A 23,193-nucleotide genomic window follows, 5' to 3' on the forward strand; every position below is an offset into this window, starting at 1 on the left:
CCTCGCGAATGAGTTGATGAAAATTGTCCCGAAACCTCGGAAGGATGAATGTTTATAAATGAATGAGAATTCAATTGATGGAAATGGAAGCCTCCCCACCCTTACCCCTCAGCCCAAGGTCGGAAGCCGAAAGCCGGTGGCCGGAAGCCGGAAGCAAAAAGTTTATTCATATTCAGAATGTCCGACGAGAAAATATTTATTATTATTTAACATATAACCAACTTCCATCTTTTGAATTTTTAGTTGACCAACTTTTCCATCGTTCCAGTTCAGGTTCAGGTATTCCACACCATTGATTAGTTCCACTGCCCAGTAACCGGCATCGTCCGATTTCATCACAGAGCTGAAGTTGGAATAGGAATCATTGCTCATATATGTAGTGAAGTTCTTATAGTAAAAACGACCATCCTCATATAAATAATAGGCCCACTTTTCCGATAAACCATTCCCGGTATACATATGCAGGAATTTTTTATTGGCATATTTGGTGGAGACTTTTCCTTTAGCGGGTTTAGCCGCAGTCGATGTTTCATGAGCAGCCGGTTGCTCCTCAACAGGGGATGTAGAGATGGTATTTGAATTAGAATTAGATTCCGTGGCAGTATTTTTTTTCTCTATTCCTGCAATGACTTCATCCACATTGGCATCTGTTCTGGTAAAATAGGCCATGTTAAGGTTATCGTCTGTAATCAGCAAATTCCCTCCTTCATCCAATGCCGCATAACTTGCAGTTTTATCTTCGCCCTCTGCCAAAATCAAAGTAAGCACATCGTCCTGAAATGCGCCGGTGATTTTCTTTGCTTCTGTTTCGTTCGCGAAATACCCTATGAATCCTGCACCCTTTTTCTTCAAAATCAGGGCGGTCTTCGCTTCTTCTATAATATATACTGCTTCATAGGTAAAGGAAGGCGATTGTGCCTTTGATTGTTGGGAGAAAAGAAGGAAGATGATTCCAATTATTATATACAATTTTCGAGTCATGGCTGTTCGGATAGATTTCATTTGTGAAAGATAAGGCGAGGAGCACGCGAAAAAAAGCGCTGGTAGTTAAAATCCCCTATTTCGGTTAGATCAATAGCTCATACTTACATCTTTATTGCTCATGGCATTTTTAAAAGATTCATAATCCTCCCTACTTAGTCCAATCGGATATACCGCCGAATGTACTTCTCCCTCCTGCAAGTAAACGAGATGAACCGACCCTTTGCGATGCAGATCATAGCGAATGCTGATTATGTTCTCCATGGCAAAACTTTTCGTCATAAAAGGGAAAACAGCAGAACGCACTACCACAAAATTATTGATCACCTCCACTATTCTGGAGCGAAAGAAGAACTGAATGACCCCAATGAAGAATCTACTTGTTAAAAGTAGTGTGGCGAACCGAAGATCTTCACCGGAATTCACTGCCGAAATAAGTATGAAAAAACCCAAAGGCAACATCATCCATTTTGTAGCGTACCAAAAGGGAAAATCACTTTGGAAATGTTTCATCACGTGATCATCTTGTTTATTCCATGTAGGTTGGTTGGATACCCAGGATAGCAGGGTATGTTGAGACAGCCCTAATGCTACAGGATCTTGTCGAAGTAAAATGGATAAATGACGATACAGATGCGGAAGATTTTTTTTGAATTCCTGTGGATCCTCAAAAAAATGTTCAACACTTACGGCAAAAAATTCCCGGTCATTTGTACCGGAATATTTGCGTAAAAAATGTTCTTCTTCCTGATTCACTTCATTAAAAGTATCTCCTGCCACCGCATGCCATTTAACGAAGTATGCATGAAAGAAAGGATCTGAGGCCTTCACCATCCGGCTCAGATCCAGCGCATGTGCCATCTCATGAAGTCCGAGATTAATTTTATCGCTGTTGCTTTGATAGCCCTCGAGAAAATGTTGCCAGGAGAGTACAATCACCCCTTTAATACTGGTTTCCCCTAAATGATTTGCACCGGTTAACGGTGATGTATATACGCCCGGATAAACGATTATCGTATTAAAATGCTGCAACTGAAATTCACGGAGTCCAAAAGTGAGTTGAACAGCCGCTGCGGAAATCAATACCTTCATCTCTTCTGTAATCTCCAGTTCCTCCTTGCCGATAAATCGCTTTCGCTGCATAAACGCTGCGCAACGGTACAAGAATTTTACTTTTGCAACGGGAGAAAGGTGTCGGTAAAAATCAATATGCTTCAATAGTACCGGCTCCATTAAACGTCTCTTCTCTTCAAATACAGAAGGAGGGCGGAGTAAAAGTTTCCGTATTTCACCGGATTCCTTATTTAGCCATATCTGTCTGAAATAAGCCAAAAGGTCAGATCCGGCAAAGGCAATAAATAGTAGGATAATGATTAGAATCGCCGGCATCATGATTTAATGAAATTAGAAAAAAGGATTACACAACCTATAAAGAAGTGATTTAATTTATCCTGGTTCCAGGTGAACTAAAGTAAGTTAGTTGGATTGGTTTCAGAACAACATCGGTATTACAATGGCGTCACTTCGTTTACGAAATCCATAATTCTATATTATTCACATAAAACGGGCGATAAGATTAAGAAATGAACCTATTTTCTCCTTGTTTCTATGCCCGTACTACTGTAGGTTTGTATGAAACTATGATGGAGCTGATTTTGGAAAACCCAAAAACTGATACGACTGGCATTCAGGGAGATACGTGGTCTGAAAGGGCGGTATCGGCTGCGAAAATGCAACAAATGCAGTTGGATGCAGGGGCGAGGCAATACAGCAATCTGGAACTGGCCAGGGAGAGGGCGGCCTTCACGAGATGGAAAACGATTGAAAACCTCGATAAATACCTGATCGAATTTGAATCCAATTTTATAAAGTCCGGCGGGAAAGTGATCTGGGCGCAAGATACAAGTGATGCCCTTGAAGCGATACTTGAGATTCTCAAGAAGACAAATGTTAAAGAAGTCATCAAGTCAAAAACGAATACCGCTACTGAAATCGGCTTAAGTGCTTTTCTCGAAAGTCAGGGCATTCAATACAAAGAGACCGATACCGGTGACTTCATCGTACAGGCTGCGGGAGAAGATGGCTCGCATATGGTGATGCCTGCTTTGCATAAATCTTCTAAAGAAATTGCCCGGGTATTAAATGAAAAATTGAATGTTCCTGCAAATGCAGAAGCAGAGCAACTGGTAGGACTTATCCGTGATCACCTTCGGCCGGCTTTTCGTAATGCCGGTGCCGGTATAACAGGTTGCAACTTTCTGGTTGCTGATCCGGGTGCGATTGTTATTGTAGAAAATGAAGGGAATGCACAATTAACCTCTTCCCTGCCTAAAACACATATCGTACTTGCCGGCATTGATAAGATGCTTCCTACATTAGGAGATCTCGATTTGTTCCTTCCACTGTTAAGTACTTACGGAACAGGTCAGCAACTGACCACCTACAACAGCATCATCAGCGGTCCGCGTCAGCAGGAGGAACATGACGGACCGGATGAACTCTATGTGATTTTACTCGATAATGGACGCAGTGAAGTCCTGGGCCATGAACAGCAGCGTCAGGCGATGACCTGTATTAAATGTGGAGCCTGTCAATCCGTTTGTCCGGTATATCGCACGGCCGGTGTAGCGGAATTTCCTTCTCCTATTGCCGCTGTAACATTGCCATTGATGGGCACAGATCATAAACATCTCAGTCAGGCTTCAACACTTTGCGGTGCATGTAAGGATGTGTGTCCGGTAAAAATTGATATCCCCCGACTCCTTCTGGAAAACAGAAGATATTTTGTTGAAAAGGGAGATTCCACCAGAACGGAGCGTTGGTTTTATTTTGCCTGGAAGAAAGCGATGCTCAAACGGGAAATCATGAGCTGGACAGGTATCAGTGCACGCAAACATGTATTGGAGGGTTTGTATAAATCACAAAACGGTTTGCGCAAAATGCCCACAGCTGTAAAAGAGAAATCATTCAATGAATGGTATCGGGAAAAGATGAATTATAAATAGCGGAATACAGCTATGCCTATCCGTTAGTTACCCTTTTCCTCTAAATCTCCATCACGTTGGTACCACCTTACACTACTGTTGATTCACTTCGGGAACAACTGCACGAAGACAAATCCTCCGGAAAAAGCATCGGCTTTGTCCCCACCATGGGAGCCTTGCATGAAGGACACCTTTCTCTGCTGCATAGAGCGAAGGCAGAGAATGATAAGGTAGTGTGCAGCATTTTTGTAAATCCCACCCAGTTCAACGATGCGAAGGACCTCGAAAAGTATCCGAGAATGCCGGAGCAGGATATTCAATTATTGGATAGTGTGCATTGCGATTATGTTTTCTTACCTTCTGTAAAAGAAATTTACCCTGCCGGGCCGACCCTTCTCGATCTGGATTTCGGGACACTGGAAAGTGTGATGGAAGGCGCCTACCGCCCGGGACATTTTAAAGGAATGGCAACCGTGGTTCACCGGTTATTTGAGATTGTACAGCCGGACCGTGCTTATTTCGGCGAGAAGGATTTTCAGCAGCTCGCCATCGTACGGAAAATGACCGCTTTACTTAGGCTACCCATCACCGTTATTGGTTGTGAAACCCTTCGTGAAGCCGATGGATTGGCGATGAGTTCCAGAAACATGCTTCTTAGCCCGGAACAACGTAAGGCGGCTCCCTTGATTTATAAGGGCCTTCAGATGGTAAACACATTCATTCCTCATCATTCACCAGCCGCTGTACAAGAGCTGGTCACGCGCTTTATCAATCAGAGTAAATTTTTAGAGGTACAGTATTTCGATCTCGTAGATCCTGATACTCTTCAACCGATAGCGCATTGGGAGGGTGTAAAAGAGATACAAGGATGTATTGCGGTACTTACGGAAGGTCCGCGTTTGATTGACAATATGCATTACCAACTTTAATAACGGAGAACTTACGGCTTAAAACGATATCCGACAGGATCAATGTACAGGCCTGTAAAAATTCCGGAGAGATGATTGTGCAGTGCTGAAAGTGTGGTAACACTATCCGAATAAGAAAATTTAAAATCCACAGAAGTATAAATCACTCCGGGACCGCTGCCATGAACACCGGAAATATCTTTGTTCGCTGACCTCCCTGACCATACGGGTCCGGCATTCGTCACTTCAAATACGATACTATCCGCAGGAGACCAGTGCAAACAAGCTTTTATTTCTGTAAAAACACCCTGGACATTTACAGAAAGTCCCACACTATCCTTGGTACATATATTATCCCAGTCGGAGCCGGTATACCTCAATATAGCCACATCCGCAAGGGTATCCACTTGCACCACAACAAACTTATTTGCTTCGGGCAGCGTGTTGAATGTAATATCGCCAAGCGTTTCACCACAAGGCTCCTTTTCTTTGTCATCCAGGCAACCCTGTATAACAATTACAAGCAGGAATAAAGTCAGGAAAAGAGATTTTCTAATTTTCATAGCTGGTAGAGGTGTACAAAATTATTAAATTTTAAACAATAGAAAGAACATTAACAAAACTTCATATTACTTCTTTAATAGTCTTTACAAAGTACATTCTCATCTCTCCCTTGTTCTTCACTTCCAGATTCCCACGGTATTCCATATCAAAATAATTCTTCACCAACTCCATTGTACTTTCACTGATATTCACCATTCCGGGAACCCCGCCTGCCTCCATACGTGCTGCCAAATTTACGGTATCGCCCCAAATATCATAGGCGAATTTCTTAGTGCCTACTACACCCGCTACCACAGTGCCACTATGAATACCTATCCGCGCTACAAAATAATCCCTCCCGGTTTTCATTCTCTCTTCCTGATATTCCTTCATGAACTTCTGGATTTCTAAAGCTGCTTTTACTAAATCTAACGCATGATTCACATTTGCTAAAGGTAAACCGGCAGCGCACATGTACCCGTCCCCAATGGTCTTAATTTTCTCGATGGGATAGGCTGAAATAATCCGGTCGAAGGCACTGTAACAATAATGGATTTCATTGACCAATTCTTCTGCACTCATCTTTTCGGAAGCCTGAGTAAAATTTTCGAAGTCGGTGAACATGACAGAAACTTGCTCATGGCGCATGGCTTTTGCACGCCCGGTTCGTTTCAGCTCTTCCGCTGTTTCTTCCGGTAAGATATTCAACAATAAATCGTCTGATTTCTTTTTCTCTTCTCCAAGAGCGGTATGCTGTTGTTGTATTTGCAATTTCTGCTTTTTAATAATGCGCCAGCGGTTGAAGATAAATCCTGAAAAGACAACTGTCAATATCAACACACCCGTAACTGCAAAGCGTTGTGTTTTTTCCTTTGAAATTCTGGCGGCCATCACTTTCTGCTGTTCCACCGCCTTGACACTATCTGCTGTAGTACGTTTATCGAATTCATATTGATATTGCTTTCCCAGATTCAATCTGCGTAATTCTTCATTAGAAATACTATCGCGCATAATTGAATACAACTCGTACATGGCAAGTGCCAGACCTTCCTGCTTCATCGCTTTATGAATAAGATACAAACTATGAGAAGCATTTCTGATTTGTTCGGGATATCCTAATTCTTTACCTAGTGACAAGGCTCTTTCCGCACAGTCTAACGCGCGCCTATACTCTCCATTCTTAAAATACAATTCAGCGAGCTGATTCATCACATAGGCAACACCTTCCTTATCCTCCAGCTTCTCGAAGATGGCAAGGCTCTCGAGATATTCCTTTTGGATAACTTTTGTTTCACCAATGGTATCCATCTTTGAAAGAATGTTACCCATATTAAAAAGCGAATAGGCGATTCCTTTCGTATCTTGTATTTTCCTCCTGATCTCCAGGCTTTGCTGTATAGTTCTTAATGCTTTTTCGAAATTTCCTTTTCTCTGATAAATACGGGATAGATTATGTAATGAATGCGCTTTCCCATATTCATCTCCTGTACGCTCCTGCAATTCATAACTTCGGAGGAAATAAGTGAGCGCGTTCGTATAATCACCCTGATCAGAACTGATCACGCCGAGATTCAAAATCGTTGTACTCATCCCGGTGTAATCATCAATCAGCTCCTGTATTTTTAAACTTTTCTGATAGTAATCGATGGCCAATGGAATATTGCCTTGTGCATGATGAATCAAACCGATGTTGTTTAATGTTTCCCCAATACCGGAGCTATCCCTGACTTCCTCACGCAGGCGAAGGCTCTTCAGATAATACTGCAGCGAAAGTTTAGAATTCCCCTTGTTTTGAATCACTACTCCGGTATTGTTTAACGCTGCACCCAGGTACTTTTTAAAAACAGGAAGCTGTGGATCATCTGCCGCTCTTTCTCCCAGATTTTTCTCCGCAAGAAGTTTCATACGATCGTTGTATGCAGGCCATACGTTATCATCCGCCTCTGCTTCGATTAACTCGTTTAAAATCCGGCAACGGGTGGTATCCTCCCTGGCAAATGAAAGTTCCTTTTTTAATTTTTCCGCCTCCTGACATAAGGCAGGAATACCGCATGAAAGCAGAACAAGGAATAGAAGGCGGAAAAAATACGTGGGTAACATGGGAGTAAGGTCCGGGCAAATTTACATAAAATCGAAAGTACCGTCACTAAGGTCGGTTTAATTTGAACCTTCCCTGCGTTTAGCTACTCCAACCTATTTACAACAAGAAGTTAGTCCGTGAAATCAAAAAGTGTGGTTTGACTAAACAACTGTGTATGCTTACTCCAGGTTTCAATGCTGTTTCTATGTCTTATAACAATGTAATATCTGTTGCCAATCACTGCAGGTGGGAAAGTGAGCAATACATTGCCGGAGACATCCACCACTCCTGCAACAGAAAATGCCGGGCCGCCTGCTAAGTTTGTAGAGTCATACAAGGCTACGATCAGCGAATCGGCATGAGTGGGATGAAGCGGGTCCTGCAAGGGTGCCGTCATGGCATTGTTGCCCGTATAAAAACCTTCCACAAATAATTTCAAATTCAGCTGACTGATATTGACAACCAGGAATGCAACGGCACTTGTATCGGAGCAATTTTCAGCCGTGTTCACAATGATATTATCCGTTACCGCTCCGGCAGGAACATTAAATTCGAGTGAGGTATTATTCAAAATGACAGGAGTGGCCGTCTGCCCGCTGATCTTCACTTCATTCACCACCGAAAAATTATTTCCGCTAAGGCTAACGGTAGTGCCTATGGGTCCTGATGCGGGAAGGAAGGAGCTGATAGAGGGGCTTAAGTTAATGATGACTTCTAAAGAGTCCTTGGACGTACATCCTTCTAACGAAGAGGCGACAACCGAATAGTATCCTTCATTGGTAACACTCACATTGGGTAACTGAGGAGAAGGTTGATTAGAAGAAAATGAAAGCGGGCCTGTCCAGCTATAGAAATCTCCTCCTGTTACTGAAAGTTCAAGTGTGTTGCCTTCACAAATCGGACTATTAGCTGAGATATGTGGTTCTACCGGTGTACCGGCAGCTACTGTGATCGTGAGTGTTGTGATACAGCCGTCCGAGGAAGAAACCGCAGCACTGTATTTGCCGGGTGAAAGATTAGCGATATTAAAACTTGTTAATTGTCCGGAATTAATGTTCGCCTTCCATCCCATATTCAAATGGACACCGCACATATAATAGAGCAAGGCAGGATGGGTGACATTCGGTGTAAAAACCATTGCACCTCCCTGCAACTGACTATTCGTGACACCGGTGGTGACTTCATTCAAAAAACTACCGCCCGCTGCACTGGTGGTGATATGAAAAGGATGTCCGGGGAAAGTTCCGGAAAACGTATAATTGACACCACGGGTCAGATTCAATTCCTTGCCTTGAATTCCATCCAGCACATAGCCTACCGGAAAACCTACACCGAAATAAGGGTGACTGGCATTTTTGTTAGCTGTCGTAACTGAAAACACCGGACCATTTTTATTGATCGTATCCCAGGCAACAGTATAAGGAGGCAATCCGGCAGAGACGGAGAGACTGATACTGCCATCATTGCCATTACAGGCAGGAACAACTGTGGCAGCTACGATAGGAGCCGGGCAAACAATCACATTGTCTATAGCAAAAGAAGGGCGAGAACCCGCACCGGAACTATCGCGCTGCACCCAGCGCAACTGAACATCCGTCTGATTCTCGCAAGCCGCAGGAAGAATATATTGAAAACGCATGCCGTTACGTGCGGTAGTGCCCGTTGTTTGAGCCGAGGTATTGTTTATATAAATGCTTCCGGTCAATGAAGTAAAAGTTCCATTGGTATTTCCGACTCTGTATTGGAGTTCCACATTATTACGACGTGTTTCAGTGGTACCGTTATAGAGGTTGCGGATGGTGGCGATATCAAAAGTCACCACAATATTTATCTTCCCTACGGTATTCACTACCAATCCCAATGCAGGATCATTCGTTCCACTGGCTAGAATTCCGATTTTACCATTATAATTATGAATTCCTCCTGCGGTAGTCGCTGCGGTACTGCTAGCCGTTAGATTCAGGTTTGCTGTGGGGGCTGTTGTACGAAAAGATGTGGTCGGACCGGTGGCATTCAACTGCCATCCCTGCCATCCTGCCGGATAGACGGCGGAAGAAGCAGCCAGTGTACTAAAATCCTGGCTATAGGGAATGGACTGTGCAGTAGGAACAGTTTGAGAAATGGCGTGTTGAACAGTTAGAAATAACAAACAACAACAGAGTAGATTTTTAAACATCATCATGGTTTTAGGTGATGAAAAGTATGAATTCACTTTCACTGTTGCAACAAATAGTTATCAATTTTGGTGAAAGTCGACAAACGGGTGGAGAACTATTGCATTTAGACTTGATTTTTGCGGATTATTTTGAGATGAGAGGAGGGATAAAATTGATCCGGATGGCAAATAATTCAAAGCAACCGGGAAATTGATTGAAATTAATAGTACTTTTGAAAGTATAACTCTACTATTTTTAATACTATGGAAACAAAAAATAATATGCTACCAGCTACCGGCTACCAGCTACCAGCTACCAGCTACCAGCTACCAGCTACCGGCTACCGGCTACCGGCTACCGGCTACCGGCTCTAATTTTACTTTTTAATATAATATTAGTCAGCAACACGATGGGACAAACTATCCAAAATACACTACGCCACTATGTTTCAAAAAACAAGCATCTTCCGGGAGTTCCTTCAGCCGGCGAATTAGAAAGTAAGGGGGCAAATGTAATGGAGTTGATGAGTAAGGCATTTGAAAAAATCGAAGAGCTGCATCTATATATTTTTGAATTAGAGGATAGATTGCGAAAATTGGAAGAGAAGAATAAATAAAATTAATTTTCCTCGTTTTTCAATCACTATTTAATTCTCAAATTTCGTATTCATGAAAAGTATACTATTGATACTAATACAATTGGTAGCCTTTAATTCATTAAATGCACAATCTTACTTTACGTCATCTTTTGGTTTACCAGGGCAAAATCATGTGGGTCGAAAAATGTATCATGTTAACGATACTTTAAATATTATAATAGGTTTCCATCAATTACAAAATGGAGATCCTAAAGGCATCCTATATCAATTGGATAGTTCGTATAATTTAGTCACATCTAAAACATATATTGATTCGAATTTAAGAGGTGGATTTGAAAATATTTATCCAATATCCGACACCACATTTATTATTACTTCCACCACATCAACCGACACAGTTCCAACAAAATTTTCATTAACTATACTTTGCCTGAATCATGAAATTGATACTTTATGGACAATTACCATTAGCGATTCATTAAATGGAATATCCGGCAATATTTTGCATTTTGAAAATAACATATTATACTTAATTTGCAATATATTCAATATGAATGCCACGATGGATCGTGAAATGGTCTTAATTGCAATCGATCTTAATTCAAAGCAAATCATGTTTAATAAAACATATAGTATATCTCCACATGTGGAGACTGGCATCGGATCATATATTTATCATGAACACAGGAATAGTTTTTTCTTAACTGTATATAATATAGAAGACACAATTTCGCTCTTGCGTGTTCCTTATATACTTGAAATAAATAAACTAGGCGATATTCTTAACAAATGGCAATTGCAAGATACTATGGAGTTATATGTGAGTTCAACTGCTGGATTAATTTACAATAATCTCACAAAGGAGTTGAATATTTTTTACGAAGATCTAACGACAACCAATTATATCCGTGATGGATTTGTGATATGTGTATTAGACTCCAATTTACAAATAAAAAACAGTAATAAGTATTATAATAATTGGCTTCACGTTTCTAAAGCGACCTTAAATTCTGTCAATTCAACAATTATATTTTTAGCAGGTGGAAATATATTTATTGTTGATTCAACGGGATACATGTTAAGTAATAATAACTACTACAGCTCAACCTTTCCATTGCTGCAAATAAATAATCAATCAGCGACTGCTATAAATAATGATCTCTTTATTGTTGGTTTAACGCAATATACATTGAGTGGGAAACAAGAGATGTTAATTTCAAAATGTGATTTTTCAGGTGTTGGTTGCTATATTAACCCTGTTCCCTTTTCTTCCACACCCTATCTTTTTCAAATGACTCCCAGCATCAACGCAATAACCGTAGACTCTTCAATAATAATTTATAAGCAACCACATTTTAATATTCAGTCGATCGTTTTAAATCGCTTTGATCAATGTATCCCAAATGCTGTTTTAGAAGATATAAATAAACAAGAAGAAGTAATTAATGTATTCCCAAATCCATTCCACTCTTCAATTCAATTTAAAAATTTACCTTCCTCGATACAACAAGTTCAAGTTTTTTCATTGGAAGGAAAAACAATACTTACATTTAATTATTCAATTGACAATGATCAAATAATTAATTTTGGTTTCTTAGTTCCCGGAGTTTATCTTTTGAAATTGAATTTGTCCAACGGCTCTAACACGTACCTAAAAATTGTAAAATCTTAAGGAATATGAAAACTAAAATGAAAAACTGTTGCAATCTATTTCTTTTCATGTTTATTTTTAATACTAAATCTGAAAGTCAAGACATAATAGTACCCTATTTCAATAGCCCAACTCTTCAATTTTCGAACCTTGAAACATTTGTAAATAGTTATTCTAATCCAGTACAATTTTATAGAAGTAATACCTTTACAGGTTATAATGGTGAATATGAAATAAACTTACTTACTCCTGATTTTTTTTGGGCTGATCATTATCTTGGTCCGACTTTAGAAACTTATCTTTTATCCTACGACATGGAGGTGGTGTCTTTTCCATTTTTACCAGATTGCTATTTATATTCGAATGGATGCGAAGGTGCTATTGATAGAAATTTGGTAATGCCACCTTCTTCGCAAGCTTATTTTCCATTAACTGATACCTGGGGAGCTGCAATTTTTAGAAAAAAACCATTGACTAAATTGATAAATACTGAAAGTCAATCTCTAGCATCAATAGCATATAAAGATAACTTTCCTTTTGATGTTTTTACCAATCGATATTATCTTCCTCATTCCATAATTAAACATACCATTTATGTCCATTGTGAAAACAATAATGTCACTACCCCTACTTCTAATCCAATATTTAGTGTTTCATGGATCTATGATAATACAAGAGGCAGAATGAAAGAATACCCTTTTTGCCCCTGCAACTGTACCAATTGTTCAGAATCAGAATACGACGTTTCATATGCTCCAAAATTACTTCATAATCAAATTTCTCATTCTTACAATGAAAGCAATAACACAGTATTATTACCAAATGGAACTATAAACTATTTTGATTACTCAAATATCAATTCCAATGGATGTACCATTCCTCTTTTAATTCAACCAAATCAAAACGATGTGTTCTTTTCCAGCTCACCTGTTTCTACTTACAATAAAGCATATATCCCGCCATATTCCCTCATTTCTGCTCCACTCATGCAACATCGTGGTCTAGTACCTGCAGGCTACGAAAATATTTCTGGAAACATTGTGAAACTAAATGGAATAGAACATAACTATTTTATAAACACGAATATTTTACCCCACATGGCTGAAATCAATACAACTGATTACATCATATACAACCCTAGTGATGTTACAATAACTGCTGATAATTTACTTTTTTATTATCCATACTCCTATAGAACTATTCGGGGAATGTTTCCAACACCTGCTGAGGTATTGGCTGATAACATCAATATCAATGGTGGCCCCTATGATCCCCAGGATGTACCCGTTCGCACTGACTTGCGCTGTGAAGATCCCTTATTCCCCGATGACCCGTTGATTCCTGATGATTCTAAGTATGCTTCATTGTATAGATTAGCTTCTGGTAGCATGGTTACATTAAAGCCATGTGTTAGTGTTTTTGATGCAGCCTTTATTCTATATCCAAATTCAACATTAGTTTTAGACAACAAACCCACCATCATTGGTTTACATAGGGTAGCTATTGATCGATTTGGAGGGAGGCTAATTGAAAAACACGACCTAAATAACGGTACATTTTATTTACAAAATAAAACTGAAACAGCAATTGCTCCAAATTCCTATGTTGTAAATTCGAAAATATTTGCTGGAGAAAATGTTGATGCTTTGTCACAAACTGGGCCTTATGTAGCAGCAATCGGAACCAACTTAGAACTATTAGCTAGTGAATTTATTAAACTAGAACATGGCTTTTCTGCTGAAAATGGTTCTGAGGTGAAAATTAAAATCGACCCATTATTATCAATTGGTTTATGTCCACAGCCGCTGAGTGGCGGTAGCGGAAATCGTATCAGAAATAGTACAACTCCGGAAATTAGCAGCAATGCTCATATTAAACTTTTACCCAATCCCTTTCAAGTAGCCACCGGAATATTCATTGAAAACAAAGAGGGAGATGAGATTCAATCCATTGTTGTTATGGATGCAACAGGAAAAACAATCAAAACACTATCGCATATCAATACAAACTATTCGGAGATTTCTCTGGCTGAATTTAATGATGGATTGTACTTTATAATTGTAAAAACCATTCAAAATCAAAAAGTGTTTAAGGCGATTAAGCAAGGGTAACATGAAAATGTACGAACTGTTGGCGTCGATTAATCCTCTTATCAATTGAGCATTTCTTTTACCGAAATGATAACCACGTGATGCAAACGCTTCTACCTACAACATCCTTCCGGGAAAAAATAACCATTTGAATGAAATTAAATTCTCCATCAAGCTTTGTGAAGTACGCTCTTCTTTTTATAGGGCTATGTTTAAATTTTCTTTTTCGTGGAACTTCAACCGCACAAACCTATAGAAACGTATGTTTCACAAACCCTGCTAACAACGAGTATGGAGATAAAATTGCAATTACATATGATAATCACTTTATAATATCATCCACTATTAGAATAGGGTCTCTCGGACTGCCTCAACTAGCGATTACTAAAACAGACTCCTCTTTTAACCCCATCTTTACCAAATTGTATGGCTATAGTAACGTAAACTATAATACATCCGGTATGGAACTCACGAATGACTCTAGTATACTTATAGTGAGCTCAAATTCTGAATACGACTCATTAAATCAAAAATATAGATTATTTTCAACCATCGCTAAATTAAATATGTCAGGCGATACCATACATACACTAAACATCAGTGATTCACTGAACAATCTATATCTTAAACCGATTCATGTTTCCGGTGATAGTTTGTTCCTTATTGGTTCCGTTGGAAGTACAAAACAATTTGAGCCAAATGAAGGCGTTTTTATTGCCTATAATCATAAAACCAATTCAGTTATATTCAAAAGAATTTTTAACAAACATCCAAACTACAATACGAATTTATGGCATGGAGTATTCAATGAAAAGAAGCAAACCTTCCTTATAGCAGGGACGGCGCAAATAGATACGACTTCATCGAATTTTCTTCAGTTATTTCTAATAGAATGTAATACAAATGGTTTAGCTATAAATATGTATAGTATGTCAGATACTGTTGACTATAGCTACCTCCAACTAGCAACATCGAAGAAATCGGGAAAGATTTTTTGTGGTGTTGAAAAATTTTCTGCTAATCAAAAGAGCAGTTTTATATACTTTACTCTCGATTCTCTTAATAATAAAGTGATAAGTAAAAGAATTTATGATGGAATTCAAGATAAATTATTTTTTACAAACGCCTTTATTGATTCAACTGATAATATTCTTTTATCCTTAGGACCCCGGATACTTAATATTGATAGCATAGGAGATATCATTGGCTATAACTATATCTTCCAAAACAATACCTACCCACTTGCAAACATTCTTTATAAAGCAGGAACAGTAATCGGTAATAAAGCGTATTTTATAGGAAGCGTAAAATTACTTCTAAGTTCTGCTTTTGATATTATAATAGCCGAAACAGACTTGAATGGAATAGGTTGCTTTGCCAGCAATCTTACTGAAAGTTCAGTAAATTATCCTATTGCAATTAATCCGGATTCGATTTCTATAGACACATCACATAGCTTCAACTATACTTATGGATTGGATGTATTAAATTCAACTTTGGGACTTATGAATTTATGTCCAAATTCTTCTAATGAAATTTCCGAATTGAATGATATCGAAATAAAAGTATCTCCTAACCCATTTCAAGACAAAATAACAATTACTTGTGATAACCCCTTATCCTCAATTAATATAAGTATAAGTTCCATGAATGGTATTTTAATGGAAAAATGCAGAGTAAATGATCTATCAACTTTAGAAATTAATCTGGAAAATTTACCATCAGGAATTTATATTTTATCAATAGTATATAATGATAAAAGCAAAATCAATAAGAAATTAATTAAAATAAATAATTAGATGAGACGACAATTTATACAATCTATTGTTATTTTAATGCAACTATCATTTCTTAATGTTACTGCACAAGATTTAATAAATCAATATGCGAATTTACCCTCTCCGGTAAGTTCTGATTTTGAAATAAATTTATCCTCTACTTCAAATACGCAATTGCTTAAATGGTATAGACCTTTCAGCAATCCATTTCCATCATATGACGGTGAATACAATATTCTCACTATAGACGATTGGCTATTTTGGGAGAACTACATTCAGGCGCCAGGATATGGAATTGCTGTTTCTTATCAAATTGAAGTAGTTTCTTTCCCGTTTTTACCTGACTGTATTAAAAATACTAGTGGATGTGGAGCTAATAATCCTAATCCCGGAAGAAACTTCATTTTACCCTCAGATCCATATGATCCCAATACTGATAGCTGGGATTACGTTAGAAGATATATTCCACCGACTAAGTTTAATGTGAAGGGTTCAAGTTTAGCTTCATTTGCATATGCCGTTGATAATCCCGTGTTAAGCACCCCGGTCCGAAATTATTTTCCTCATACCATATTAAAACATACTTTGAATATTCATTGTGAAACGAATTCAACCTCTGATCCGATTACACCACCGATTTTCAAGTTTTCGTGGCTTCATGATAATACGAGAGGTCGTATGAAATCCTATCCTTTCTGTCCAAATAGCGATGCACTTTGCAATGAATCACAATATGATGTTTGCTTTGCTCCAAGATTATTACATAAAAATACCAGTCACTATTACAATGAAAGTTCGCCAACTCTGATTGTACCGGTTTCAGGTACTCTTGACTATTTTAAATACAGTGATCTTGTAAATTCAAATTGTAATTTGCCTTATACGATTTACCCCTTGTCCAATTATGCATTTTATAACTATACACCCGGATTCCCTTCATACATCCGTGCCTATTTTGCACCTTATTCATTGATCACGGCACCACTCTATCAAAGTGAAGGCAGAGCGATAGCAGGTTACGAAGTTTCGGGATCAAACTTTTCTCCCATGTTTGGTATTTCACACAACTATACTATAAATTCTAATTTTGACTTTGCGTTTACAGAGCTGGCAACGACAGATAGAATCTTCTACAACCCCAGCGATGTTACCATTACTGCCACTGATCTTCATTTTCCAAGTCACTATTCCTTCCGTACCATTCGTGGAGTTTATCCTTCACCCGCCGAAGTGGCCAATGATAATACTCCCGCCAATGGTGGTTTTTATAGTGATGATCGTGATGTACCCGTTCGCACTGACCTGCGTAGTGAAGATCCGTTGTTCCCCGATGACCCAATGATTCCTGACCATTCCAGATATGCCTCTTTGTACAGACTGGCAGCCGGAAGCAAATTAACCTTTGATCCCTGCGTTGAGGTTTTTGATGCTGCTTTTATTTTAAATCCCGGTTCGGTTTTAGAATTTGCCAATGCGCCTACATTTGTCGGGCTCCATCGTGTGGCCATTGATAGAATGGGCGGAAGACTTATCCGCAAGTATGATCTTGCTTCCCTAACAAACGGCACTTTGTTTTTACAAGATGATGTTGAATCAGCAAATAGTCCGAATACGTATGTGGCAGATGCAAAAATCCATGTGGGCGAATTTGTTGATCCGAATCAAACGGCAGGACCTTATGTTGCAGATATAGGTAGCAATCTTGAATTAATAGCAAAAGAATATATAAAGCTGGATAATGGATTTAGTGCACTGCCCGGTTCAGCAGTTAAAATAACTATTGACCCCAATTTATCAGTGGCCATCTGTCCTCCACCTCTCAGTGGCGGTAGCGGAAATCGCATTAGAAATAGTACAACTCCGGAAATTAGCAGCAATGCTCATATTAAACTTTTACCCAATCCCTTTCAAGTAGCCACCGGAATATACATTGAAAACAAAGAAGGAGATGAGATTCAATCCATTGTTGTTATGGATGCAACAGGAAAAACAATCAAAACACTATCGCAGATCAATACAAACTATTCGGAAATTTCCCTGGCGGAATTTAATGATGGATTGTACTTTATAATTGTAAAAACAATTCAAAATCAAAAAGTATTTAAGGCGTTGAAGCAGGGGTGATAGGAAATTGAATGGATTGTTGTTTTCGATTCAATGAATACTCCTTCTACATTTCATTCCCTTAGGGAAAGATTCTTCTTTGCACATTCTCCCTCCTAAAACATCCTTCCCGGAAAAATAACCAACTGAATGAAATTAAATTCCAATTGATCGAAGGAAATTTTTTTACCTTCCTTCATTGATAAATTTAAATTGGGAATCCAGCGGAGGTTGGTGCGGAGCAGCATCGACTGAATGCGGTTGGGTCGGATATCCCAGCCAAAGGTGATGCCGGGACGGATGTACTCTTTCTCCTTTTTGTAGGCTGTTGCCCGCGCTTCCTTTTCATGGAGAGAAAGATGTTCATAGCTTACCGAAGGTCCAACGAAAGGCACAAAGCCATGGTAATCGCCGATAAACTTATACGCCTCCAGTGTAATTGATTTACGATGCAACTTTTGCTCGTAACCATAGGCCTTCAGTTCACTTTTTACAGGACGATATGCCAGACTCAATTGCAGATCGGGCTTATGCCAATAGTAACCGATGGCCAGATCAGGAAATACTTTTGCGCTTTTATGTTGTCCGAGCCAGGGATGTGAAGATGTATTGTGGTCAGATGTTTTTAAATAGAATGCGGAAGAAGGTCCGGCCGCCAGTGTGAATCCGTTCAGCTTATTCCTTGCAGCCAGGGTATCGGTGATGCGTTGGGTACGACCGCTCTGCCAGTCTTTCTCCGCGCTTAAAGTGACATCAAATAAATATTTATAGGAAAGACCAACACTCATTTTATGCAGTGAAACAGTTGTCGCTATTTCTCTGCTGAAATAATAACGTTGCGCCTTACCGAAATCCATCGCTGCAGAGAATTCAATGAGATGATTGCGTGTCCGGAAGCTTGCGCCGCTGCTTAAAGGAGCCGTAAATCGTGTTTGTTTGGTTCCTTCTCCCTGTTTGTACGAGGTTGCTGCCAGCGAAATCCCCAACCAGGGCCGGAGTTTCCCCTTCTCTATCTTCCACGGAAAATAGCGTCCTCCTGTTTCTACGCCGGTGCTCAAAGCAGCTTCTTTAAAACGAGCGACGGGAATGGCCACAAAGAAATCTGCATGGCCCCAGAAATGAGTAGCGCCGATGAGGATACGGTTCCCGGCATAATCATCCAGTTCCCGGTTCTTCAAAGAGCCATCTTCAGAAATGATCTTCGATTGCGTTCCTGCTCCTGGAAAAAAACGCATATCCGCCCCAACGTACATCTCCGCAAAACGATGACGGGTTTGGGCGCCCTGCTGATTTTCCTGGGCGGCAACACCGGTAAACAGACCTGCCGAAAAGACAAGCAGGAGTAGGATATGTTTCATCAGACCCATCATCTAAATGATCGTAAGCAGAAAGTTCAAAATCGAAACGAGCAGTTCCAACAAAAGATAAATGAGGGATCGTACATCTCCCGGAATGGAGGAGACCATCAGCAGCATGGAGAGAAGTGTCAACATTTTCTTAACCTTTGATTCGACAAAAATGCAATCGATCCTTTTTCAGGTCAAGTAAGAAGGGGTTAACTGCAAAAAACGGGAGAAATGGTAAGGGTTATGGGATAAAATGCATTTGCAGGGATGAAATGCAAGGCTATGTGGAAGATTTACGGATCAATCGGAAGATCGCAGTACCGGGAATCAATTAATTACTCTGCTCTTCGGGCCAGTTTTCCGTGTTCTGAAAAATGATGCCGGTCTTTCCCTCATCCTTCACGAGAATAAATGTTTCCTTTAAAACAACTCTGCTGCAAACCACCTTATAGATAAGTGTCAATTGATTGTACCCCGATGCCTCATCGTACTTTTTATCCTCGCTTACATATTCAAAGCTTTCGATCGGACCTGTGGTATCCTGCAAACGAATAAATTTCTCCATTTTGGCTTGCAGGGGTTCGCTCTGATTGGACGAAGAAGTATAATACGTATCCAGCCCATCGTACTTCTCGTTTTTCAAATCTGTCAGCAATTGCTCAACGATTTTTTTGGCTTCCGTTCCATCCACTTCTGATGAACAGGAAGAAAATAAAAATGCGAGGATCGCTAAGCTAAGACATGCAATTCTATTCATCTTTTTAGAATGTCGAAGGATAAATATAAAATCAATTCTTTAATTGTGCAGAGCTACCTTAATCTTGAACAAATGGTTGGAAAAAATTAAATCATCAACTGCACTTACTTACTTCAGGTCGTTCACCAGATTATTTATTTTCTCAAAAGCAGTCGCGTCCTTCACCACATACTGCTCCGCTCCTTTCTGAATACTTTGCAAGGCGATGCTGTAACGTTCCTGACTGCTGAGCATGATAATATGAATATCCGGATTCGCTTTTTTAATCACAGTCAGGATTTCCATTCCGGTCGCCGCATCTTTCACATCCTTGTTCAGGTGATAGTCCAGAATAATAATTTCCGGATTTTCATGGATATGTTTCAGACACTCCTCGCCGGTGGGGAAAATGGTTACTGTATGTGGAATATCCCTCGTCAGGCGGTCCATCAGCAACGAGCTTTGTAACTCATCATCTTCCACAATAAAAATTTTTCTGGCTTTTCCGAATTTCATAATTATTAATCAGTTAGGATCTTGGAAGGAAATTTCCCCGACCTGTCAATTACAGGGCTAAAGTAAGAAAATAATCTGCTGATCAATTCGTAGTCTGGTAGTACAGGGACGTAAACTTTATTAATCACCAACTTTCACACAATATCTATTATACATTGAAACCCTACCCCTTAGCAGATTTCAAAATTCCATTTTGCAAAATGCAAAGGCTTCTTCCTTATTTTTGCACCGCTATGACCATACAAGTATTAAAATCTAAAATCCACCGCGCCCGAATTACTCAGGCTGAGTTAAATTATGTTGGCAGCATTACCATCGATCCGGACTTACTGGAAGTCGCCAATATGATTGAAGGTGAAAAAGTACATGTTTTGAACGTTAACAATGGCGAACGGCTTGAAACTTATATTATTACAGGAAAAAGAGGCAGTGGTGAAATCTGTATTAACGGACCTGCTGCGAGGAAAATGTATTTGGGAGACCTCGTAATTATTGTTTCCTTTGCCAGCATGGACTTCGAAGAGGCAAAATCCTTTAAACCATGGATTTGCTTCCCTGATGCGGAGAATCATCCCGTAAGATCCTAAAAGACTGTTTGATACCGGCACTACGCAATCTGTTTTTTCTGGCAATCGGAGGAGTTCTTCTGTGGCTCACTTTCCGTAACCATGATTTCTCATTGGTATGGGAGAAAGTAAAAACAGCCAATCCCTGGTGGCTCGGATTATCTTGCCTTTGTTCGATGGCCGCTTTAATCAGCCGTGCGATGCGATGGATACAACTTATTGAACCCCTAGGCTATAAACCCCGATTGAGTACTACTTACCATGCCGTTACCTTTGCCTATCTGGCCAATATGGCGGTTCCGCGATTGGGCGAAATTTCCCGTTGTGGTGCCTTGAAGAAAAGTGACAATGTCCCTTTTGAAAAGCTGGTGGGCACGGTGATTATTGAACGACTCGCGGATGTTTTCATGCTGCTCGTCTGCATTGCCATGACCGCCTTTCTGGAATTCGATCTTCTGGGAGGATTTCTCTATAAACAGATCATCGGACCGGCAATAGAAAAAGTGGGTAATGGGACTTTCTTAATTGTGATCCTCCTGATTATTGCTGTCATCGCCGGAGGCTCACTTTATGCCCTGTTCAGGATGTCGAATCCGCCTGCATTGATTCAGAAAATCCGCGGGTTTGCATTGGGTTTGGGAGATGGATTGAAGAGCATAACCAAAGTCAAAAACAAAGGACTCTTTCTCTTTCATAGTTTATTTATCTGGACCATGTATTTTATGATGAGCTATCTCTGCTTCTTCGCCTTGCCGGAAACCACTTCACTCGGTCCATCAGCAGCACTCTTTATTATGGTATTAGGAGGAATTGGTATGACAGCTCCTGTACAAGGGGGTATCGGTACTTATCATTTGCTGGTCTCTCAAGGACTCTTATTATATGGGTTATCTGAAACCGACGGATTAGTATATGCCACCATGAGTCATGCGATCGCTACTTTATTATTAATTTTACTCGGTGCGCTATCTATGATCAGCTTATTCTTTTTTGTAAAAAACCGTAATTCAGCAACCGCATGAGCCATCTTCAACAGCTGGAAAGCAAGTTAATGGATGCCCTTCAATTAACAGAACAACTGAAGAAGTGGAGGGATCAGGGATGTAAGATTGTGTTTACAAATGGCTGTTTTGACTTATTGCATTTAGGACATGTGGACTATTTATCACATGCTGCCGACTTCGGCGACAAGATGATTATTGGACTCAATACTGACCGGTCGGTGTCCCGATTAAAAGGACCAACGAGGCCGATCAATGATGAGCGCTCGAGGGCATTGGTCCTGGCTGCATTGTCTTGTGTTTCAGCAGTTATCCTCTTTGATGAGCCCACTCCCCTTGAATTAATTCGTTTGGTCAATCCCGACGTACTGGTAAAAGGAGCAGATTACAAGATAGAGAATATAGTGGGTGCAGATGTCGTTATAGCAGGAGGAGGAAGTGTTAAAACCATTCCCTTTGTAGAGGGCTATTCAACAACAGCCATTGAACAACGCATACGGCAGGCAAAAATCTGACATTTGTAATACTTTGGAAGTTTTTTACTGTATCTTTGATTAGTAGAGAAGGTATAAAGTCTATAAAAAATCGAAATACGCATGAAAAATATTTTATTAATTCTGGCCGGGTTGCTTTCAATGACCTTCATTAGTTGTGAGCAGAACGACTTGCTGCTTTCTGAGAAAAAATTGAATGAAAAACTTCAGAAAACCTGGAAAGTACTTTACGCCAACAGTAATGACTCCCGCGAAAAATGGACATTCAGCAATGGAGAAGTGTTGTTGAATTATGATAAAGATTATCCATCTTTAGATACTACCATTAATTATACTTTTATTGGTAACTATTCTATTGATGCCCGTTTTTCTAAAGCGTATGTCAAATTAAGCGGCTTCACATTCCCTGATTCTTTACAGTTCACTAATTCGGCATTTACAGATGAAGATTTAAACCGTGCATGGACCATTGTCATGTTGGATGGAGATGTACTTTATTTATCAGCTACTGATAACAGAGGTGCTATCCGTTCACTTGAATTTGTGAAGGATTAGTTTTCCTTTAAAATATAGATTCCACCTATGATTAGCTTCCGGCTACCAGCTACCGGCTTCCCGCTGTAGTTTAGGCTTTGGATATCGGTGCAATATTCAGGGAAAAA

The 23,193-nt window shown here is 39.7% G+C and carries 20 protein-coding genes; 12 read left to right on the plus strand and 8 right to left on the minus strand.

Annotated elements, in window-relative coordinates; all coding sequences use genetic code 11:
* Nucleotides 1–162: 162 nt before the first annotated feature.
* Together IPJ86_04600 and IPJ86_04605 are read right to left on the minus strand one after the other, a co-directional pair.
* The gene (locus IPJ86_04600) at nucleotides 163–1,002 is read right to left on the minus strand and encodes a hypothetical protein (GenBank protein MBK7886593.1); all 840 of its coding nucleotides are present in this window, start codon (nucleotides 1,000–1,002) and stop codon (nucleotides 163–165) included.
* Between the two features lie 69 nt (nucleotides 1,003–1,071).
* Entirely contained in the window at nucleotides 1,072–2,373 is a 1,302-nt protein-coding gene (locus IPJ86_04605; GenBank protein ID MBK7886594.1) for a zinc-dependent peptidase, read from the minus strand.
* A 191-nt stretch (nucleotides 2,374–2,564) separates the two neighbouring features.
* Here IPJ86_04605 and IPJ86_04610 point away from each other — a divergent pair, with 191 nt between their 5' ends.
* A complete protein-coding gene (locus IPJ86_04610; GenBank protein MBK7886595.1) occupies nucleotides 2,565–3,986 on the plus strand; it encodes a lactate utilization protein in 1,422 nt (473 codons plus the stop codon).
* A gap of 56 nt (nucleotides 3,987–4,042) precedes the next feature.
* Nucleotides 4,043–4,894: a pantoate--beta-alanine ligase gene (locus IPJ86_04615; protein ID MBK7886596.1), complete on the plus strand. Its 852-nt coding sequence runs from the start codon at nucleotides 4,043–4,045 to the stop codon at nucleotides 4,892–4,894.
* An 11-nt stretch (nucleotides 4,895–4,905) separates the two neighbouring features.
* Here the strand turns inward: IPJ86_04615 and IPJ86_04620 are convergent, their stop codons facing one another.
* The 3 genes from IPJ86_04620 to IPJ86_04630 all read right to left on the minus strand — a co-directional run bounded on the left by IPJ86_04620 (nucleotide 4,906) and on the right by IPJ86_04630 (nucleotide 9,678).
* Nucleotides 4,906–5,436: a hypothetical protein gene (locus tag IPJ86_04620; protein ID MBK7886597.1), complete on the minus strand. Its 531-nt coding sequence runs from the start codon at nucleotides 5,434–5,436 to the stop codon at nucleotides 4,906–4,908.
* A 61-nt stretch (nucleotides 5,437–5,497) separates the two neighbouring features.
* A complete protein-coding gene (locus IPJ86_04625) occupies nucleotides 5,498–7,516 on the minus strand; it encodes a tetratricopeptide repeat protein (protein ID MBK7886598.1) in 2,019 nt (672 codons plus the stop codon).
* Between the two features lie 110 nt (nucleotides 7,517–7,626).
* Complete coding sequence (locus tag IPJ86_04630; GenBank protein MBK7886599.1) at nucleotides 7,627–9,678, minus strand: hypothetical protein; 2,052 nt, start codon at nucleotides 9,676–9,678, stop codon at nucleotides 7,627–7,629.
* 20 nt (nucleotides 9,679–9,698) lie between these two features.
* Here IPJ86_04630 and IPJ86_04635 point away from each other — a divergent pair, with 20 nt between their 5' ends.
* The 6 genes from IPJ86_04635 to IPJ86_04660 all read left to right on the plus strand — a co-directional run bounded on the left by IPJ86_04635 (nucleotide 9,699) and on the right by IPJ86_04660 (nucleotide 17,893).
* Nucleotides 9,699–9,866, plus strand: a complete 168-nt coding sequence (locus tag IPJ86_04635) for a hypothetical protein (protein ID MBK7886600.1) — start codon at nucleotides 9,699–9,701, stop codon at nucleotides 9,864–9,866.
* Between the two features lie 195 nt (nucleotides 9,867–10,061).
* Nucleotides 10,062–10,268: a hypothetical protein gene (locus tag IPJ86_04640; protein MBK7886601.1), complete on the plus strand. Its 207-nt coding sequence runs from the start codon at nucleotides 10,062–10,064 to the stop codon at nucleotides 10,266–10,268.
* A 52-nt stretch (nucleotides 10,269–10,320) separates the two neighbouring features.
* Nucleotides 10,321–11,922, plus strand: a complete 1,602-nt coding sequence (locus IPJ86_04645; protein ID MBK7886602.1) for a T9SS type A sorting domain-containing protein — start codon at nucleotides 10,321–10,323, stop codon at nucleotides 11,920–11,922.
* A 5-nt stretch (nucleotides 11,923–11,927) separates the two neighbouring features.
* The gene (locus IPJ86_04650) at nucleotides 11,928–14,012 is read left to right on the plus strand and encodes a T9SS type A sorting domain-containing protein (protein MBK7886603.1); all 2,085 of its coding nucleotides are present in this window, start codon (nucleotides 11,928–11,930) and stop codon (nucleotides 14,010–14,012) included.
* Between the two features lie 131 nt (nucleotides 14,013–14,143).
* The gene (locus IPJ86_04655) at nucleotides 14,144–15,790 is read left to right on the plus strand and encodes a T9SS type A sorting domain-containing protein (protein ID MBK7886604.1); all 1,647 of its coding nucleotides are present in this window, start codon (nucleotides 14,144–14,146) and stop codon (nucleotides 15,788–15,790) included.
* Complete coding sequence (locus IPJ86_04660; GenBank protein ID MBK7886605.1) at nucleotides 15,791–17,893, plus strand: T9SS type A sorting domain-containing protein; 2,103 nt, start codon at nucleotides 15,791–15,793, stop codon at nucleotides 17,891–17,893.
* Between the two features lie 95 nt (nucleotides 17,894–17,988).
* Here IPJ86_04660 and IPJ86_04665 read toward each other — a convergent pair whose 3' ends face one another.
* From IPJ86_04665 to IPJ86_04675, 3 genes are all read right to left on the minus strand, one after another.
* Entirely contained in the window at nucleotides 17,989–19,230 is a 1,242-nt protein-coding gene (locus tag IPJ86_04665; protein ID MBK7886606.1) for a hypothetical protein, read from the minus strand.
* Between the two features lie 319 nt (nucleotides 19,231–19,549).
* Entirely contained in the window at nucleotides 19,550–19,975 is a 426-nt protein-coding gene (locus IPJ86_04670; protein MBK7886607.1) for a hypothetical protein, read from the minus strand.
* A gap of 108 nt (nucleotides 19,976–20,083) precedes the next feature.
* Nucleotides 20,084–20,470 carry a response regulator gene (locus IPJ86_04675; protein MBK7886608.1) on the minus strand — a complete coding sequence of 129 codons (387 nt, stop codon included), beginning with the start codon at nucleotides 20,468–20,470 and terminating at the stop codon, nucleotides 20,084–20,086.
* A 233-nt stretch (nucleotides 20,471–20,703) separates the two neighbouring features.
* Between IPJ86_04675 and IPJ86_04680 the strand changes: the two genes are divergently transcribed.
* The 4 genes from IPJ86_04680 (at nucleotide 20,704) to IPJ86_04695 (ending at nucleotide 23,086) form a co-directional block, all read left to right on the plus strand.
* The gene (locus IPJ86_04680) at nucleotides 20,704–21,057 is read left to right on the plus strand and encodes an aspartate 1-decarboxylase (GenBank protein MBK7886609.1); all 354 of its coding nucleotides are present in this window, start codon (nucleotides 20,704–20,706) and stop codon (nucleotides 21,055–21,057) included.
* A gap of 8 nt (nucleotides 21,058–21,065) precedes the next feature.
* Nucleotides 21,066–22,058, plus strand: coding sequence for a flippase-like domain-containing protein (locus tag IPJ86_04685; GenBank protein MBK7886610.1), 993 nt, complete (start codon nucleotides 21,066–21,068; stop codon nucleotides 22,056–22,058).
* Nucleotides 22,055–22,552, plus strand: coding sequence for a D-glycero-beta-D-manno-heptose 1-phosphate adenylyltransferase (gene rfaE2, locus IPJ86_04690; GenBank protein MBK7886611.1), 498 nt, complete (start codon nucleotides 22,055–22,057; stop codon nucleotides 22,550–22,552). The genes IPJ86_04685 and rfaE2 overlap by 4 nt, the downstream gene beginning before the upstream one ends.
* A gap of 81 nt (nucleotides 22,553–22,633) precedes the next feature.
* Nucleotides 22,634–23,086 (plus strand): hypothetical protein, encoded by a 453-nt coding sequence (locus tag IPJ86_04695; protein ID MBK7886612.1) that lies wholly within the window; start codon nucleotides 22,634–22,636, stop codon nucleotides 23,084–23,086.
* Nucleotides 23,087–23,193: the final 107 nt, after the last annotated feature.

The sequence above is a fragment of the Bacteroidota bacterium genome (assembly GCA_016713925.1).
GTDB lineage: Bacteria > Bacteroidota > Bacteroidia > AKYH767-A > OLB10 > JAJTFW01.